A 17,954-nucleotide genomic window follows, 5' to 3' on the forward strand; every position below is an offset into this window, starting at 1 on the left:
GCTCTAATGGTCATCAGTGACCGCTAGGCAGGAGGAATGTATCTGTCGATGTCCATTTGGAATGAAGGTTATAGCCTTCACTGTTCATCGCTCCTGCTCATTGTAAATCAAGCACTCATGATAAGGTTGAGCGGCTTTTTTACTTCAAAACGTATACATTAACGTTTTGAAAACCAAATTTAAGCGCTTGCTGGGTTGTGCCTGGTACGAATATATCGATGCGGTTATCCTTGATAGCCCCGCCCATATCCGTAGCCGTCGCAAGCATGCCGCCTTCCGGAAGACCCGGATATTGGTATCCTGTAACATAAAGCTTGCTGCCCAAAGGAATCATAGCGGGATCAACTGCAACCGTTCCGACCTTCAGCTTGTTGCCAAAATAATCAACCGCTCCCCACTTGCCGTTCTCCGAAGCAGCAGCCGTATAGGCTGTCGCTTTAAGCTGAAGCTGCTTGGCGTAAACATGAGTGGAGCCATCTGGCGCCATTACTGTTTTGGCTTCCGCTTTGGGTGCTTCTGCTTTTGGAGCTTCTGTTTTGGTAGTATCTGCCTTGGCAGGTTCAGACTTTACAGCTTCAGACTTTTGAGTATCCGCCGCAATAATGGCCGCTTGTTGATTAGGGACAGCTTTTGCCGATATCGCTTCCTGAACCGGGATTTTTACTTGCATGCCCGGCTGGAGATTAAGCGGATCCAATGCAGCATTAGCGCCGAGCACATCTGCCAGCGGTACCTGATAATATTGCGCAAGCTTCCAAAATGTATCGTTTGTTTTGATCGTATGTGTTTGGGCCGAGGCCTGCGCAGTCCCGGCTACTAATGCGGCCGTTAATGCGATTGCCGCACAGCTGATGAGTTGCTTCTTCAATTCGTAATACCTCCCGGTATGATTTTTGGAGAGGATGGAGACATGGCGTAAGCCCGCTCCATCCCGTATAATGACAAAGTTTACTTAACCGATAAACATTTGAACCCATTCGCCGTTTACATAACCAACGCCTATTTTGGTGAAGTTTGCATTCAAGATGTTAGCTTTGTGGCCCGGGCTATTCATCCAGTCCTGCATAACACGTGCCGGCGTAGGTTGACCGGATGCAATGTTTTCTCCGGCGTAGCTGTATTTAACGCCAAATGTTTTCATCATGTCAAAGGGCGACCCATAAGTTGGGGACGTATGACTAAAGTAGTTGTTTACGTCCATGTCTCTTGCCTTTTCGGTTGCTACTTTATTAAGAAGAGTATCAACCTGCAAAGCTTTTAGGCCTACTTTTGCGCGTTCTTGGTTAACAAGAGTAACGACTTGAGTTTGATAAGCGCTCATTTCGGTACCAGTTGTTGGCGCCGGCGAAGCAGTAGGGGTAGCCGTTGGCTGCGTTGTTGGCTTTGCTGTTGGCGTAGCCGTTGGCTGTGTTGTTGGCTTTGCTGTTGGCGTAGCCGTTGGCTGTGTTGTTGGCTTTGCTGTTGGCGCAGCCGTTGGCTGTGTTGTTGGCTTTGCTGTTGGCGCAGCCGTTGGCTGTGTTGTTGGCGCAGCCGTTGGCTGTGTCACCGGAGTGCCGCCTGTGCCGCCACTTGGGAATTTAAACGTAAATCCGCCATAAGTGAATGAGAACCCGCTTAAGTCTATGCCGTATTTTTTGGCAATCTGCCCTATAAGTTCAGAATTGACATATTGTGTTTGCAGTTTGAATCCATAGTTCTCAGCAGATGACGCATCCGCTTTTGGAGCCGCAATGCCTGAGCCTATAACAGTCGCCGTTAGCAAGCTTGCTACTCCGAGTGTCAAGTGTTTCATCTTCATGAATCTTGTGCCTCCTATGCATGATGGTTTATATCGGTTCCTTGCCGATGGACACATCTTAGCATGGGGATATATCGCTTTCATGACGCAAAAATTACCAAACGCGCCTAAACAAGGGGCAATACCGCATCGTTACTGCTTTATTAAAATCTGTTAATGCAGCGTAAACCTTGAATATTTCTCAGGAGAACGGCAAAAAAAAGCGCAACCCCGTCAATGGGATTGCGCTTTTTAGCATCTCTTAATGCTGGATACGAACAAAACGGCCTGTGTCTTGCGATTCAAATGCGCTCAAAATGACTTTAAGCGATTTTCTGCCTTCTTCGCCTGTAACTGGAGGCGTTGTGTCCGTAACGATACTGTTTACGAACGCATCGATAACACCGCTGGATTCCTGTTTATCATTGGTGGAGATTGCGCCCACCTTATACTTTTCAACTGTACCGTCACGCAGCTCAACGATCACTTGATCGTCAGGATGAGTGCCGATTTTCATAACGCCTTTTTCGCACCACAGAATTGTGCTGTTGTCTTCGCCTTTATAGTAAGTCCAGCTTGCAACCAGGGAGCCGATAATGCCGCTTTCCATGCGCAAAACGCAGTTGGCGTTGTCGTCAACCTTTGTTCCTTCTTTGTGCAGCGTGCCGACAAATGCGCCAACTTCCGCTACTTCATCATCCAGCAGCCAGCGAATCAGGTCGGATTTATGAACGCCCAAATCGCCCATAGCCCCCATGATGGCTTCTTCCTTGCGGAAAAACCAGCTGCCTGCTCCGTCGATGCTCCACGCTTCTGGACCGGGGTGACCAAAAGATGTGCGGAACGTAAGCACCATGCCCAAAATTCCGGACTGCAGAATTTGCTTTGCCTTGACATGCGGAGGCATAAACCGCTGGTTATGCGCAACCATCAGTTTTACGCCGTTTTCTTTGGCTGCCTCAATCATATCCGCAGCTTCTTCATCCGTTACGGCCATCGGCTTTTCGACAAGCACATGCGCGCCTGCTTTTGCCGCTTTAATGCTGAGCGGGGCATGCAAGTAGTTTGGCGTATTGACCGATACTGCATCGGGTTTGATTTCGGCTAACATGGCATCTACATCGCCATAAGCCTTGCCGCCGTATTGCTCCGCAAGAGCCTCTGCGCGTTGAACTACGGGATCTACAAATGCAACAAGCTCTACATTTTGGTTTCCGGCGTATTCCGGAACATGACGGTACTTGGAAATGGAGCCGCAACCGATAACGGCTACTCTAATTTTGGACATATCTATTTCCTCCCGAATTACAATATAAGATGAACTAAACCCTTTATTTATAATTGGCCTTGACCCATTCCATGCTTTCAGCTACGGATTGGAGAGGCGGATTGGCGCATCTGTCTTGCTCCACGATCAGCCATTCCGCGCCAGCCTTGGCTGCTGCACCAATAATATCAAGCAGCGGCAAATCTCCCCGTCCCAGCTCAACCGTGTCAATCGGCTCGCCCTTTGGACCATTGCGGAAATCCTTCAAATGAAGCAGCGGCAGCCTGCCGGCATATTTGGCAATATAGGCAAGCGGATCAAGTCCGGAGTATTGAACCCAGCCGATGTCCATTTCAACTTTAAGATAAGAAGCATCGATCGCGTCATACATGGCGTCAAACACCATCTGGCCGTCAATTTCAACTTCAAATTCAAACTCATGGTTATGATAAGCAAACTGCAGACCCGCTTCGGCGATGTGTTTGCCGTATCGTTTAAAGTTTTCCAAATGCCCCCGCCATGCTTCGGCATCGCGAGCTTCGGCTGGAAGCCAAGGACAAATAACATAGTTTGCGCCGATTGTTTTAAGGTAAGCGATTTCATTATCCAGATTATTTTCCAGATTTTCGAGGCTGACATGGCTTCCGATTGCCTTCAGATTAAGCTCTTGCAGCAAATCGCGCATTTTTTCAGCTTCAATATTGCCGTAACCCGCAAATTCAACGCCTTCATAGCCCATTGAGGCCACTTTCCGCAGTGTTCCTTCAAAGTCCTCTGCCAACGCATCCCTAAGCGTAAACAGCTGCAAACCAATACCCATACGTCCCATCTTGAGATGCACTCCTTTTAGTGGGTAAAATAAATCACATGTCACAATCAAAAACCAATATGGCTTATATGCCTTCGTGTTTCATTATAGCGATTGTTTTTTGTCAAAAAAAGTTGTCTTATTAGCTTATTCTTATGCGATTTTGCTATCCTCCATTTTAAATCGTTCTGATTTTGGAGCATCGGCTATTGAAAATTGCACGTACAGACTGCCCCCTCCCTTTCCGTTCTTTTTCGCCAGAGGCCGACGCGAAGGCCATTTTGCTCTCCTTTTTCACAAAAAAAGCGCCAAAATACGCTCTGGCAATCATTTTGTAATCATTTGCTCATTATTTTTTAAGAATCATTTAATATTCATGCGTTACAATAGATTCAAATTAGAAAATAAATCCTTCAGAGGATGGAGGCGTCCCATATGAAAACAATGTTGATGTTCCAGAATAAAAGCATCCCTGTTTATTTGACGGATACGAACAAACAAGCGATGGAAAAACTGACTACTACACTTAACCGCAAACTGGAAACCGGAAAAAACGCACTTAAAAAATGCATCAGCTCTTTGATTAGCATCGAAGTGATTGGCAGTGAAGCGACGCTTCATTCTTACTACGAACGCGACACGCTGACCATTTCTCTCTACTAAAGACTATTCAAAAAAATAGAGCAAAAAATAAAGACTGCCGATGGCCTGGAACGACGTTCCCCAGAATCGAGAGCTGAGATTCAGCTTCCGGGGAACGAACGTATGATGGCTACAGCAGTCTGTTTGTTTTTGATCTGTTAATCAATGTGGCGTTAGCTTCTTCTCCCGGTTGCCCCATATAAACGTCATCGTGCCGATACAGCCGCAGATGGATGCTGCGATCAGGATAGTGCTGATGGAGACGCTGGAGGTTAAGGAAGCGCCAAGCACCGGCCCCAGCGTTCCCCGTACGCCAAACAGCATAAGATGGATGCCGAATACGGCGGCTTCACGGCCAGGCACAAGGCGAAATACAAATGCCAAAATGCCAATATCCCATATTGCTTCTCCTACACCTTGTATGGCATTGCCCAAAATAACGGACGGATAGGTGCCCCACACTCCGTACAGCATAGGCACGATGGCATAAGCCCCGATTCCAATCATGAGCGTATACTTGATGGGATAACGATCAATCATTCTGCCGGCAGTCCAGAAAGTAAGCAATAGAGCCGTAAAATAAGCAACCCGCGCAAAACCAATCTCCGTATTGGTCAGCTTCAGCACATCTACCTGGATGATCTGATACAGGGGACTTGCAAGCATATTGCCAAACCCGGCAAAGGTTGTAGCGATTAGAAACACGCCCAATATGGGGTACTCCTTAACCAGCCTCCATTGTTCGGCAAACGAAAATTTGCCTCTGTTGACGGAATTGCCCGTAGCCGGCGGAAGCTCGTTCTTTTTGGGCAGCTTGATACTATTAAACAAACCGACGGACAGGAAACCGGCTATGGATGCGGCGATCAGCGCGCCAGATGGCCCAAAGGCATCCGACCAGATCCCCACTCCGTACGCAATCGGGATCATCAGTATGCCCATCGCTACTCGCACGTACCCCATTAGACGTCCCCGCAGCTCGGCAGGATACATTCTTGAAACAAGCGATGCGTAAGCAGGCGCCTGAATGCCCATTAACAGCTGAAACGCAATAGCTGCCAGCACATAAACGGATGGATTCGGAAAAAAGGCGGGCAACAGGATAAGAAGCCTTCCTATCGCATTGGGAATGATCACAAAGGGTTTGGGGGTATTGGATTTTTCAATCCAGCTGGCCCAAAACGGCGAAAACATCAAGCCGACCGCCGGAGCGGCCGCAAGCAAGCCTACCTGGAAGTTGCTCGCCCCTTGCTGCAAGGCAAACGCTACGTAGAATTGGTTGATAACAACATTAAAAAGCGCAAACAGACAAGAAGCGCCCAAGTCAATGCGGGCGTTCCTCCAAACTCTTGCCGTCATCGGCATTCCGAACCGTACAAATCTCGCACTGCTTCTAGTTGCGCCCGCCATTTGTGGTCATTCCTTCTCCGCCTGATTATTGTATGAATGAGACTTTTTGGTTCCCGTTCTATTCGATTGGATATTACTATACTGACGGCTATTTGTACAGCACTGAATCTTGACGTTTTCTTTAACAATCATCAGGTATTGAATTGTCATTGTTTTATCATGAGTATCCAGACACTCTTTCTTTCTCAAAAGGTTGCAATATGGTAGACTGTTGGCTAGGAAGCATGTTTAATACGCCTTATGGGAGGAACAGATTTTGAATTCATTTGCAATTGGCATTGATATCGGCGGAACCAAGATTGCCGCCGGTTTTGTGGACGAGCAAGGAAAGGTGCTTGCCGGCACCTCCATCAAGACGGACCTGAGTGTATCGCCCTCCGAAATGCTGGACCGCGTAGCGGCCGAAATCCGCCGTTTGGCTGCGGACAACGGGCTGGACCTGTCTCAAGCATCAGGCGTTGGCGTTGGCGCTCCGGGGCCGCTGAACACCGTAACGGGAAGGCTGACTTGCCCCCCCAATTTAAAGAGCTGGTGGGACTACCCTGTTGTGGATGAATTGCGTTCCAGACTTCAGCTTCCTGTTAAAATGGAAAACGACGCTACGGCAGCCACATTGGCCGAAAAATGGGTCGGCGCCGCACAGGACTCCGACAACTTTGTCTTTATTACCGTCAGCACGGGCATCGGCGCGGGCATCTATCTGCACGGCAAGCTGATTACCGGAGCTAGCGGAAATGCGGGCGACGCGGGCTTTATGATCCTCCATCCGTCCGGAGACGTCCTTAACAGCGAACCTTCCGGTTATTGGGAGCATATCGCCTCCGGCACCGCTATTGCGCGCCAGGCAAGCCAGCTTCTGGGCCGCGACGTTACGTCCAAGGAAGCGTTCCAGATGGCCGCGGAAGGCCATCCCGTTGTATCGGAGCTGGTACAGCGCGTCTTCACGTATATCGGCATGGGCTGCGTGTCTCTGATCAATATTTTGGACCCCGCCAAAATCGTTATCGGCGGCGGCGTGTCGCAGGTTGGAGAACCTCTCTTTTCCGCGGTAAAAGATTATGTCTCCAAACATGCGCTTAATCCCGGCGGACGCGAAACCGAAATCGTGCCTGCTCAATTGCAGCAGGATGCCGGCTTGATCGGCGCTGCCGCGCTTGTCCATTGCGCGTATTAAGCTGCCTGCGGATTGCCAAATCATAAACTGTACAAGCCCCGGAGCCGCTGCATGCGGCCTCGGGGCTTGTATGTTATAACCGATTTTTTCTCTCGCTAATTCCGGCCAGGTAAATTTCCATCATAATTGTAAAGCTTGAATCCACCTCGATCGGCATGCCAAATCCGCCTTTCTGCTCAATCGACGCAAAGCCGTGCACCAGGCTTCTAAGACCTCTGACCGCATGAATCCCCTCCTCGCCGGAAAGGCCATACTCCTGCAAAATCCGCAGCAAATCTCCAACGAGCGCCTCCGCCTCTTTTTGGAGCTCCTCGTCATTCCTCGGCGGAGACCCAAGCGTCAGCTCGTACAAGCCGGGACGTTGTCTTGCAAAGGCGAGATAGGCGTCAGAGAAGGCCATTATCGCTTTTTCGCCGCTTTTGCCGGCAGTAGCCTTGCCCATATCGACTCTCAGCAACCGATAGCCGTAAAGGACAAGGTGGCGCTTAAGCTCCGGCAATCCGGCTACATGGTTGTAGAGAGAAGGCGAACGCACATTCAGCTTCTCTGCAAGAAGAGCTATCGTCAAACATTCCAAGCCTTTTGAATCTGCTAATTCCGCCGCTGCTTCAACAACGGTTTCCAGGTCCAATCCTCTTCTGGGGGCCATGCTTCATCTCCCCTTCCGTTTATTCAGGACTCGTTCTGCCTGCTGAATCGCACGAAGCATAACATGAGCTGGATTGCGCTCCATATTGCCGTGACCCGCTGCCAGCAAAGCAGGTTTTAGGTCATAAAGCTTGAGGGCCGTAGCGAGGCTTTCCTCCAAGCTCCACGTCGCTATGGCGGGAAACGGAAAGCTTGGCCTGATTATACCGGACACCGCAATCCCTCCGAATGTCTGGAACGCATCTCCCGTTAGCAAACAGCCGTTTCTCGCATCCAGAAAAGCCATGGAGCCAGGCGTATGGCCGGGTGCGGCAATTGCAGACAAGGAGCCAATGCGGTCTCCTTCTTGCAGCAATACATCCGGAACAGTGGCAATTTTGCGAGGTATGCTTCCGCGTATCGGTTTGTTGACTTCGCCCTGCTCCAGCGTGGTGTCCCCTCTCAGCAGCTTGGCGTCCCTGGCCGAGATTAGAACTTTGACATCAGGCATCTGCTTCTTCAGAATGTCGAGGGAGCCAACATGATCGGCGTGGGCATGGGTAAGCACAATTGACGTTATCGGTTTGCCAATCGCTTTTGCGGCATTCATTATGGCTTTGCTGTTGAGAGATAAGCCCGCATCGATTAAGGTCAGCCCGTCCTTTTCCTCCACTAAATAGCAATTGACCGGAAACAGCTTGGGTAAATAGGTTAATTGTGTGATAGGGCCTTCTTTAATAACTCTCATGATGGATCCCCTCCAAAAACTAATTTGATTAGTTTTATAATAAACTAATCACATTAGTTTTTCAACCCTTCTATTTTACCGTGTAATCCGCCATGGAGGAAGCTTTCACTATGCCAGGCTGGCCCGGCAAGAGCCCTTCTCCGGTTCGGCTCAGGAAAGCTACTACCTCCGGCTTGCCGGGCAGCAAATCGAAATAGTTGTTGCTGAACTCGCCTTCTGCTTCTGCAGACAGCCATACATCCTTGGCCAGCGTATCGCTTTCAACTCGCCACATTGTGCCGCCGCTTCCTTCAACCTCGGTGATTTCAATAGCTGCCTTCTGTAAAGCCATATCTTTAAATGGCACAAAATAATACCGTTCCCCATGCACCTGTTTCTCTTCAACGTATAACGCCGCGGATACAACAACCGCCTTGCGGTCTGCACCCTGCAACAGCTCTTCCTTGTTCAAGGACAGCAATTGGGTGGAGCTGTTGGCGCTTGCGGAGACAGGATGCGAGCTTTCATGCAGCTGTTCGCCTTCAAAATTCGTAAGCGTCACTTGCAGCGTGCCTTGTATCGGCTGGGGCAAATCGGATACCGCATAGATGGCCAAGCTGTCCTCCGAGGTGCCGTCGATGGATACAAGCACATCGCTAAAGCTGCGTTTGACATAATAATGCGTCGCTTTCCAGCGTCCGTAATAGTCCATTCCGGCCCAGGAGGCTACAGGCCAGCAGTCATTGATTTGCCAATAGAGAGTGCCCATGCAGAACCCTTTGCGGCGTCTGTGCGCCTGAATCGCCATTTTCATCGCTTCCGCCTGCAGTACTTGGCTCATATAGAGGAAGGACGGAAAATCCTTGGGCTCCTTCATATAGCTGTCCATGTAGTTTTTGATAAGGAGGTTTCCCATGCCATTTTTCTGATGGGCCATCATAACCTCGGATTCCAGCTGTAAATCTCCTTCTTCCGCATAGGCGCGAACCGTCTTGTATTCCGGAAAGGATTGAAAACCGTATTCGCTCATAAAACGGCCGACATGCACATTATAATTTTCGAATGGCTCCTTGTTGTGCCACACGCCCCAATAATGAATATCCCCTCTTGTAGATTCATTGTGGGAATGCTGATTAATATCGCCTGTCACGGACTGCATCGGCGAGGATGGCCAATATGGGATGCCTTGGAGCATCTTGTCGACAGCTTGCGGCAAAATAACATGGAAGATCTGCTCGTAATCATGCCAAAGCGCAGCTTGCTGTTCCGGAGAAAACTCTTTTCTCCAGCCCCATCCCATGTTGTCATTAAACTGGGACCAAGCAATGTCGATTTCATTATTCCCGCACCACAGAACAACCGAAGGATAATTGCGCAGACGTTTGACATTGTATTCCGCTTCTTCGCGGATATTATTCAGGAACGCCTCATCCCCCGGATACATGCTGCATGCAAACATAAAATCCTGCCACACCATAATCCCGTATTCATCGCACAGCTCGTAAAAATCTTGCTGCTCGTAAATGCCTCCGCCCCAAATCCGCAGCATATTCATATTGGCAAGCGCCGCGCTTTGTATTTCATGACGGTAACGCTCCCTCGTCATTTCCGTAATAAAGCTGTCGCCGGGAATATGGTTGGCGCCCTTCACAAATACGGGAACACCATTCAATTCGATATAAAAGGATGTTCCGAATGCATCCTCATCCCGGACAAGCCGCGCATTGCGCAGTCCCGTACGAACAGTCAACTGATGACTCCGCTGGTCCCCTTTTGCCTGCAAGACGGCATTAAATGTGTATAAATGCTGCTCGCCAAGCCCCCTGCTCCACCAAAGCTTTGGTTCCTTGATGACAAGTTTTAACTCAATGGACTGAACACCTGGCTTTAACTCTACATCGGCGTTCCAGTTCCCGCCGTCTGTCGAAATCGTGAGCAACCCCCCGTACTCCGCGTCCGCTTCAACTTCAGCTATGGCCGTCAGAACAGCGTATTCCTTGCTGATCTCATCCTGCCGAATAAACAAATCGTTCAGACGAAATCCTGTCCAGGCTTCTAATCTGGCCTCTCGCCAAATTCCGCTTGTCACAAAACGAGGTCCCCAGTCCCAGCCATAGTGGTAAGGCGCTTTTCTGGCAAAAACGCTTACTCTCTTATCGCCCAAGCCGCCTAACTCAGACTGGTCATTGGGGGCAGGAAGCTTATAATCAAGCTGCTCCAACTTAGGCAGATCTTCATGAATCGGCGAACGGAACAACAATTGAAGGGAGTTGTCCGATTCCTTCAAATGCCGCTTTACCTCTACCCGCCATTGCCGAAACATATTATCGGCTTTCAAAATCAACGCACCGTTCAGGTATACGTCGCAATAAGTATCCAGTCCGTCAAACACCAGGTCGACCGATGATTCTCCGTAAACATCAGAAGCATCAAAGCTGGTTTCATATATCCAATCTTTTTTGTCGATCCACTGCAAACGATGCTCATTGGTGCCATAAAAGGGATCTTCGATTTTTCCGTTTTTCAGCAAATCGGTATGCACGCAGCCCGGCACTGCCGCTGGCAGCCATTCTTCTACATCTGCTCGTCTAAAATTCCAACCATCGCTTAGCTTCTGTGTCTTGGCCATCTCCAATTCCTCCGCTCTTCCCGTAACAGATTCCATTTTTGTTAGGTTACAAACTCTATATTAACACAATCAGTTAGGTTATTTGTGTTTTGTTTTGTTAGTTTTGTTATTATATTTTGAATTTAAACACAAAAAAAGCAGGTCAATGAATATGACCTGCTCCTCCCGTACGCTATTCTGATTTACTTGGCGCTGAATCTGCCGTATGAAGCGGCAAAGCTTTTCATCTTTTGATATGCGTCGGGATCAATGCTGCGAATGGGATGGAACTGAGGATGATTGGAGTTAACCTCCAAAACCCACAACTTTCCACCGCTATCATAAGCAAAATCAATTCCCATCTCGGACATGCCGCTTCTGCGTTTGGACAGGCATCTGGCGATATCAAGCGCCATTGACGTCAATTTCGCCTTGCGGCTTGCGCCAGCTTCCGTCGTTAAACCAAGCTGATCGTGAAGAGATCGCAGAGTAGTAATTTTTCCGCCTTGATAGTAGTTTGTAACGATTTTGCCGGGGCCGCCAATCTTGACCATAAAACCCGTGCAGACCCAAGGGCCTCCCGGTTTACGCTGCACCATTGCACGGATATCGTAGGCACGACCGCCAACTTTGGCCAGCGGAATGCCCTGCTGAATGATGAGCCTTCCCTTTCTTGCGGACTCAATGGCCTCATAGGCTCCCGACAATTGTTTGAAGCGGCGGGATTTCTGGGTTTTCCCCGCAATTTCCTTTAGGCGGTAACCGCCGCTGCTCCCTCGCTTCAAACGAAAAATACCAATTCCTAACGAGCCGATATCCGGCTTGATATATAAGACGGGATATTTCTCTATCATGCTGAACAAATTCTCTCTGCTAAATGACAACGTATGGGGAACCAGAGAACGCACTTTGGAATCGCCGCCCATATAGCGGCAAACCTTTTGTTTCCCCCGAATGGTTGTGCTGGCATAACGTTTGACAGACAATGCAGTCACCTCAACATACAGTATGAGGCTAATGGCATTATGCCTGTACGCATAACCATAGTTATCCGCGTATTTGCACTATTTTCCGCCCATCAAAATTTGAGCATACGGCGATTCGATCGGAAGCATGATCACCGGCTCGTTGGACAGAGTAACGATGTAGCTTTCAAGCGTGCGGTAAAGATTATAGAAGGCCGGATCTTTGCCATATGCGGTGTTATAGATTCGAGCAGCTTCCTGCTCGCCTTCCGCAATGATCTTTTTAGCGTCGGCTTCGGCTTGCGCCAACAGCTCGACCGCTGTGCGGTCCGCTTTGGAGCGAACGATACGGGATTCCTCGTCACCTTCGGACAAGTAACGCGCTGCCATTGACTGACGGTCGGAAATCATCCGGTTGTATACGCTCTGCTTGTTGCTTTCAGGCAAGTCGGTCCGCTTGATGCGAACGTCGACGATTTCAATTCCGTATTCGCCACGGTCAAGCGCAGTGGAAACATCCGCAGTGATTTCGTCGTTGATATTGCCTCTCGCCGTATTTTCGCTAATGATAACGTCGTAATCCACTTCGGAAAGCTTACGTCTGACGGAGTTGTATACCGCCTCCTCGATCCGCTGCGCCCCGCCGCTTACCGTGTGCAGCGTACGGATGTATTTCTCAGGGTTGTTGATTCTCCAAATGGTATAGTTGTCGACCAAAATCGGCTTTTTGTCCTTGGTCAGAATTTGGCCGGGATTGCTTTCGAACGTCATTTGGTATTTGGGAAGCGTTGTTGTGTTTTCGATAAAAGGAACTTTAAGATTCAAACCCGGCTCCTTCACCGTCCGAACGGCTTCGCCGAATCGCAAAACAACCTTGTATTCTCCTTCTTTTACGATAAACATGGAGCCCGCGCCCACTATCAATAAAATAACTGCTGCGCCGACAACAAACCAGAGCTTGTTTTTCATTGACCGTTACCTCCTTGCGCTTCCTGCTGCGTTTCCGTTGCCTGCGGAACTTGAGGCGTCTGCACAGGCGTTTGCGTTTGCTGCTGATTTGCCGAAGATCCGCTGCTGCGGTTGCCGAGCAGCTCGTTAAGAGGCAAATAATTAACCGTGTTGCTTCCGGAATTCGTAATAAAGATTTGGGCATCCGGCAAGATTTTCTCCAGCGTCTCCAGAATGAGACGGCTTTCGGTTACGGATGGATTTTTGGCAAATTCGGTGTAGATGGCGTTAAACTTCGCTACGTCGCCTTCCGCATTCAAAATACGGGATTTCTTCTCGGCTTCCGCTTGCTCCAAAAGCGCCTGCGCTTCGCCGCGCGCGTTAGGGATGCGTTCATTCTCGTACTTGCGCGCATTGTTGACCTTTGTATTTTTTTCCTCGCGGGCATTGGTAACGGCACGGAAGGCTTCTTCTACCTCGCCGCCCGGCGGCTCGATGTCCTGGAATTTCAGGTCGATGATTTGAATGCCGGTTTCGTAACGGCTTTGCAGCTCGATCAGACGCTCGCGCGCCATATCCTGAATGGCTGTTTTTCCGTCCGTAATTGCGTAATCAAGCTTTTGCGAACCGATAACGGAACGGATGGATGCGCTTGCCGCATTGCGAAGGAATTGCTCGGGATCGCTGATATTATGGAGATAATTGCGAATGTTGCTAATTTTAAAGGTGACGACCGCGTCCGCGGAAACAATGTTTTCGTCGCCCGTGATCATCATGGCTTCATCGTCTACCGGCGTGACTGTGTTGCCGTTTTGACGGTATCCGATCGTAATTTTCTGAGTCAACTCGGCCTGAACGATCTTTACTTCCTGGATTGGATAAGGCCATTTGAAATGAAGGCCGGAGGTCGTCTCATGCGTATATTTGCCAAACGTCAAAATAGCGGCGCGTTCCTGCTCCTGTACGGTGTAAAAAGATGTGGAGCCTACATAAAACAAAATAACGACCCCAACGATGGCGACCAGCCAGTTTCTGACTACGCCCGGCTTCAGCTCCGGCGGCTTACGCTCCGGGTTAGGCACTGCTCTTGGCGGCTCCTGATTATTATTAAAATCCAATACAATCTCTCCCCTCTTTAGTTGCCAGTTACATAAACTTACTACGTATATTATAACGGTTGGTAACAAATTTTTAAGCTTCTTTTAAGGTTTAATTTCCCCGTACGCAAAAAAAGGGGTTGTCACGGCACGCCAGCGCTCGTAACAACCTCTTTTTTGAAGATGCCGCACTTCAACTATTTGCGCTGTTCCTTCAGCATTTCGCCAATGGCTCCAATGCTTCCCAGCGTCTCCACTGCCCGAGTCGGAATAAATATTTTGTTGGCTGGTCCGTTAGCAACATCGCTTAACGTCTCAAGGGAACGGTAAGTCAGCACGTTTTCGTCCAGACCCGCAGAACGCAGCATTTCGATTCTCAGCTTTTCGGCCTCGGCAATCGATTGGATCGCTTTGGCTTCGCCAAGCGCTTCCAGTTCCTGCGCCTGACGCTGGCCTTCCGCTTGTCTGATGCGGGCTTCCTTCTCGCCTTCCGCCTTCAGAATCTGGCTTTGTTTGTCGCCTTCGGCGCGCAAAATCATATCCTGCTTGGCCGCTTCCGCCTCCAGAACCATTGCCCGTTTGCTGCGCTCTGCCTTCATTTGCTTATCCATGGCATCCTGAATATCATTTGGCGGCTGAATGTCGATAACCTCTACCCGCTCAATGCGGACGCCCCATTTTTCGGTTGCTTCGTCAAGCGCCACACGAATATCCGTCGATATTTTTTCCCGGCCCGACAACGTTTCGTCAAGCTCCATCTTGCCGATAATTTGACGCATCGTTGCCGTGCTGATGTTGCGAACACCGTAAACGTAATCGGAAATGCCGTATGTAGCCTGCTCCGGACCCGTTACCTGGTAAAAGATAATGGTATCGATTTTGACCTGGACATTATCTTTTGTAATAACGGTTTGCGGAGGCACGTTAGCCTGCTGAATGCGCAGGTCGTGATATGTTCTTACATGATCGATGATCGGAATCAAAATATTGATGCCCGGCGTAAGCAAACGATTAAACTTACCGAGTCTTTCCACGACGCCCACTCTTTGCTGCGGGATGATTTTGACCGTCATGGCGATAAAAACAACGACCAGCACTACAATTATAATCGGTATAACATACTCCATTTTTTATCCTCCCCATTTGGTTACTTGCAAAAAAGCGCTTCCCCGGGCCAAAACAATAACGGTTTCGCCCTTCTTCAAGCTTTCTTCGGATTCCGCGCTCCACATATCGCCGCCGACCTTCACAATGCCGGGCAAGCTAGGCGCAATATCCTCCATAACGACGCCTTCCTTGCCGATCATCTCGTCAACCGCATCCTTAAAGCCTCTGGATGCCGCCATTCGCCGCGTTAACGGCTTCGTAAACACCGTCAGCGCCAAAGCCACGGCACATCCAACGATAACCTCGGGCACCCAGGCTCCTGGCACGATAAAGTCGACCACCGCCGCCGCCAAAGCTCCGATAGCCAGCCATAGCAAATAAAAGGTCAATGTCAGCATTTCCGCAATAATCAAAACCGCAGCTACAATGAGCCAGATCAGCCACAGATCCATTTTATCACCTGCCCTTCAACATATAATTTATTCGCTGGCGACCTGCCAAAGACCTGCCATTCATCCAAAATTTTTGTCGAATAAAGGAATTTCTAAAAAATGGAACAACAAAGCTTTATCCGTTTTTCTGGGTATAAAGAAACTCGCTTACCGCTTCGCTGCGAATTAGAAGGAGGCATGAGGCAATAGCATAGGCAATATACAGCACGATCAAAAAGGCAATTAACAGCAAACCTTCGCTAAAAGCCCAAAAAAGCGGCGCTACAAACCTCAGAACGGAAATACCCGCTCCAGCGATGAATAAGTAGCGAACCCATCTAATGCCAAGTGCCAGGCAAATCGAAAATACAACCTGTATGATCAGATTTATGATGTTCAAGTTATAAAAGAAAGCAAAAAACGTCAGAAGAACATTGATCCCCGCAATCGCAAATACAATTGCCCTGCCCCTCGTATATTGCCGAGCCTGTTTCTCCACAAATCGATTGTATTCCTGCTCCCGCTCCTCCTTGGATCCCGGCTCGAACCTGCCGAAATTAGGATTTATGTCTCTTTGCGGCAACGATAGCCCATCCGATAGCCTTCTCAACTTTTGGGCAACATCCGAAGCCGATTGAAGGCGATTGGTTCCCAATTGGTTCAGAGCCTCCACGATAGCCGCTTTTGACCTGGCGTCCGATGCAAGCTTGAGCTTGTAGGCTTCCAAAACAGCTTCAATCCGCTCAGGATTGTTATTCATATCCTTAATCTCGTCAATCGTGAAAAATAGCTTTCGCAAACCGGCAACCGTCTCTAATTCAGCCAAGTCTTGCTCGTTGTATTCCCGGTATTCCCGGCTACCCTTAAGCGAGGTCTCCGGTTTGACTAAACCTTCCTCAACATAATATCGAATCGTGCGTTCCGTGAGACCGGTGCGCTTGCAAACCTCTTTGATTTTCACATCTATCCGCTCCTTTCTGGCTCCACCGTACACTCTTACGTAACGTAAGTGTCAAGCCGCCATTATTCCTGATACCATTTATCGGCATTTAAAGGACTTGATTTTAGGAAATCGAGGAAATTTCGAGAATAATAGCCAGCATAGGTGAATATACAGTCCAGCCCGCCCCTCCTTGCATTAACTATCTAGAAATATAAAAAAAAGGAGCTGTATGGAAATGTCATGTTGCGGAACATCGGCCGCTCTTAGCTGCTGCCCCGAAAAAACATTTGTTCAAGATAAAGTATGTAGTCCCTGGAGCGGTACGGGAGATACTGCTGCCGTAACGATCACGCTGTACACAAACAACATTAATCAAAATATCGTCGGCACAGGCTATTTGAAATTCGACCTGGGAGCGGAGCCAATCACGCTTGTTGTCCTGGATGGCAATGGCGACCCAATTGGCACAGCTACCACACTAACGCCAGGTTCCAGCACAACCTTTACGTTCCGCCGGTTTTCCGTTATTCAGGCCATTATTCCAGCGGCAGCAACCGGAACCTTCCAGGGAGAGTTCTGTATTACAACCCGCTATTCCATTGCTTAAACAACGTTTCGCCTCCACATGAAAAAAGGTGCTGCCCTCACTCGTAATAACGGTGAGTGCAAGCGCCTTTTTTTGGGGATCCGGCATACAGAAGCGCAAAGCGAAATCATTCATAATCACAATCATCATTATGGCAATTCGGGCGTAAAAGCCAAATGGAGGACGACACAACATATTTACCTTCGATAAAGGAAGGATTGCCTTCCTTGAAATTAATGGATACTTTTGTGATGCCGGTTCCGGTATAGGTCCCCGTGTTGCCCGGTTGAACAACAAAAGTCGCCGATTCCTCACCACAGGCATGCACCTCGACCGATCCGGTGCTGGACGGGCTGTTATACAGTGATATTTGGCTGAGAACAACCTTTAAATGCTGACCCAGCAACCATAATTGGATAGACGTTTTCGGGAAGTCATGGATAAGAAAATTGCCGCAGCACTCCTTATCCTGAACAAAAGGTCTGGTGTTCATATGGCAAAAATCATTATTTTGCTGGATTGAAAGCGGCATAGCGGGTTCCATGGCACTGGAGTCGTCCGTTGTTGAAGATATAGCCGGAGCTACCGGAAGCGGCTTGGCCGCCGGCTTGGTATAAGTTGATACAAACTGCATGAGGGATCGTTGCGGCAACTGGAATGGCTTTAAGGAGCTTCGGCGTTGCTTTGGACGGTGTGCCGCTTTATTTGCAGTAATTCCTCTGTTTTTCCAATCGCGCTTCCCCCGTTTTCCCGCCATGACCCCTCCACTCCTTCCATCTTGCACTAATGCCGATGCTTCTCTAATTTTGCTTTGCGCTATGCATTTTGTAATCTGCG

General features: G+C 49.0%; 18 protein-coding genes. 3 read left to right on the top strand and 15 right to left on the bottom strand.

Translation table 11 applies throughout. The annotated features are described in order from the left end of the window. Positions 1-139: 139 nt before the first annotated feature. From ACX93W_RS16535 to ACX93W_RS16550, 4 genes are all read right to left on the bottom strand, one after another. Entirely contained in the window at positions 140-868 is a 729-nt protein-coding gene (locus tag ACX93W_RS16535; protein ID WP_459393476.1) for a 3D domain-containing protein, read from the bottom strand. 84 nt (positions 869-952) lie between these two features. After that, positions 953-1,798, bottom strand: a complete 846-nt coding sequence (locus ACX93W_RS16540) for a CAP domain-containing protein (protein ID WP_459393477.1) — start codon at positions 1,796-1,798, stop codon at positions 953-955. Between the two features lie 241 nt (positions 1,799-2,039). Continuing rightward, positions 2,040-3,065 carry a Gfo/Idh/MocA family protein gene (locus ACX93W_RS16545; protein ID WP_459393478.1) on the bottom strand — a complete coding sequence of 342 codons (1,026 nt, stop codon included), beginning with the start codon at positions 3,063-3,065 and terminating at the stop codon, positions 2,040-2,042. 43 nt (positions 3,066-3,108) lie between these two features. Beyond that, on the bottom strand, positions 3,109-3,873 hold the full coding sequence (locus ACX93W_RS16550) for a sugar phosphate isomerase/epimerase family protein (protein WP_459393479.1): 765 nt from the start codon (positions 3,871-3,873) through the stop codon (positions 3,109-3,111). 414 nt (positions 3,874-4,287) lie between these two features. Here ACX93W_RS16550 and ACX93W_RS16555 point away from each other — a divergent pair, with 414 nt between their 5' ends. Then, a complete protein-coding gene (locus tag ACX93W_RS16555; protein ID WP_459393480.1) occupies positions 4,288-4,515 on the top strand; it encodes a 3-dehydroquinate dehydratase in 228 nt (75 codons plus the stop codon). 141 nt (positions 4,516-4,656) lie between these two features. Here the strand turns inward: ACX93W_RS16555 and ACX93W_RS16560 are convergent, their stop codons facing one another. Then, positions 4,657-5,904: an MFS transporter gene (locus ACX93W_RS16560; RefSeq protein WP_459393481.1), complete on the bottom strand. Its 1,248-nt coding sequence runs from the start codon at positions 5,902-5,904 to the stop codon at positions 4,657-4,659. Between the two features lie 256 nt (positions 5,905-6,160). On the opposite strand from ACX93W_RS16560, the gene ACX93W_RS16565 reads away from it, so the two are divergent. Next, positions 6,161-7,078 (top strand): ROK family protein, encoded by a 918-nt coding sequence (locus tag ACX93W_RS16565; RefSeq protein ID WP_459393482.1) that lies wholly within the window; start codon positions 6,161-6,163, stop codon positions 7,076-7,078. A 73-nt stretch (positions 7,079-7,151) separates the two neighbouring features. Here the strand turns inward: ACX93W_RS16565 and ACX93W_RS16570 are convergent, their stop codons facing one another. The 9 genes from ACX93W_RS16570 to ACX93W_RS16610 form a co-directional block, all read right to left on the bottom strand. Further along, positions 7,152-7,727 carry a TetR/AcrR family transcriptional regulator gene (locus ACX93W_RS16570; protein ID WP_459393483.1) on the bottom strand — a complete coding sequence of 192 codons (576 nt, stop codon included), beginning with the start codon at positions 7,725-7,727 and terminating at the stop codon, positions 7,152-7,154. 3 nt (positions 7,728-7,730) lie between these two features. Further along, positions 7,731-8,453 (bottom strand): MBL fold metallo-hydrolase, encoded by a 723-nt coding sequence (locus ACX93W_RS16575; protein ID WP_459393484.1) that lies wholly within the window; start codon positions 8,451-8,453, stop codon positions 7,731-7,733. A 70-nt stretch (positions 8,454-8,523) separates the two neighbouring features. Then, the gene (locus tag ACX93W_RS16580; protein WP_459393485.1) at positions 8,524-11,061 is read right to left on the bottom strand and encodes a beta-mannosidase; all 2,538 of its coding nucleotides are present in this window, start codon (positions 11,059-11,061) and stop codon (positions 8,524-8,526) included. A 182-nt stretch (positions 11,062-11,243) separates the two neighbouring features. Then, a complete protein-coding gene (locus ACX93W_RS16585; protein WP_459393486.1) occupies positions 11,244-12,026 on the bottom strand; it encodes a YheC/YheD family protein in 783 nt (260 codons plus the stop codon). A 78-nt stretch (positions 12,027-12,104) separates the two neighbouring features. Beyond that, a complete protein-coding gene (gene hflC, locus ACX93W_RS16590) occupies positions 12,105-12,974 on the bottom strand; it encodes a protease modulator HflC (RefSeq protein WP_459393487.1) in 870 nt (289 codons plus the stop codon). After that, positions 12,971-14,071: an FtsH protease activity modulator HflK gene (gene hflK / locus ACX93W_RS16595; RefSeq protein ID WP_459393488.1), complete on the bottom strand. Its 1,101-nt coding sequence runs from the start codon at positions 14,069-14,071 to the stop codon at positions 12,971-12,973. The genes hflC and hflK overlap by 4 nt, the downstream gene beginning before the upstream one ends. Positions 14,072-14,247: 176 nt before the next feature. Next, complete coding sequence (locus tag ACX93W_RS16600) at positions 14,248-15,177, bottom strand: SPFH domain-containing protein (protein ID WP_459393489.1); 930 nt, start codon at positions 15,175-15,177, stop codon at positions 14,248-14,250. Between the two features lie 3 nt (positions 15,178-15,180). Next, the gene (locus tag ACX93W_RS16605) at positions 15,181-15,609 is read right to left on the bottom strand and encodes an NfeD family protein (protein ID WP_459393490.1); all 429 of its coding nucleotides are present in this window, start codon (positions 15,607-15,609) and stop codon (positions 15,181-15,183) included. A 115-nt stretch (positions 15,610-15,724) separates the two neighbouring features. Continuing rightward, positions 15,725-16,549, bottom strand: a complete 825-nt coding sequence (locus ACX93W_RS16610) for a MerR family transcriptional regulator (protein ID WP_459393491.1) — start codon at positions 16,547-16,549, stop codon at positions 15,725-15,727. 217 nt (positions 16,550-16,766) lie between these two features. Between ACX93W_RS16610 and ACX93W_RS16615 the strand changes: the two genes are divergently transcribed. Continuing rightward, positions 16,767-17,138 carry a DUF3992 domain-containing protein gene (locus ACX93W_RS16615; protein WP_459393492.1) on the top strand — a complete coding sequence of 124 codons (372 nt, stop codon included), beginning with the start codon at positions 16,767-16,769 and terminating at the stop codon, positions 17,136-17,138. A 106-nt stretch (positions 17,139-17,244) separates the two neighbouring features. On the opposite strand, the gene ACX93W_RS16620 is transcribed toward ACX93W_RS16615, so the two are convergent. Continuing rightward, entirely contained in the window at positions 17,245-17,874 is a 630-nt protein-coding gene (locus ACX93W_RS16620; protein WP_459393493.1) for an S-Ena type endospore appendage, read from the bottom strand. Between the last annotated feature and the right edge of the window lie 80 nt (positions 17,875-17,954).

Source organism: Paenibacillus sp. CAU 1782 (genome assembly GCF_054551715.1).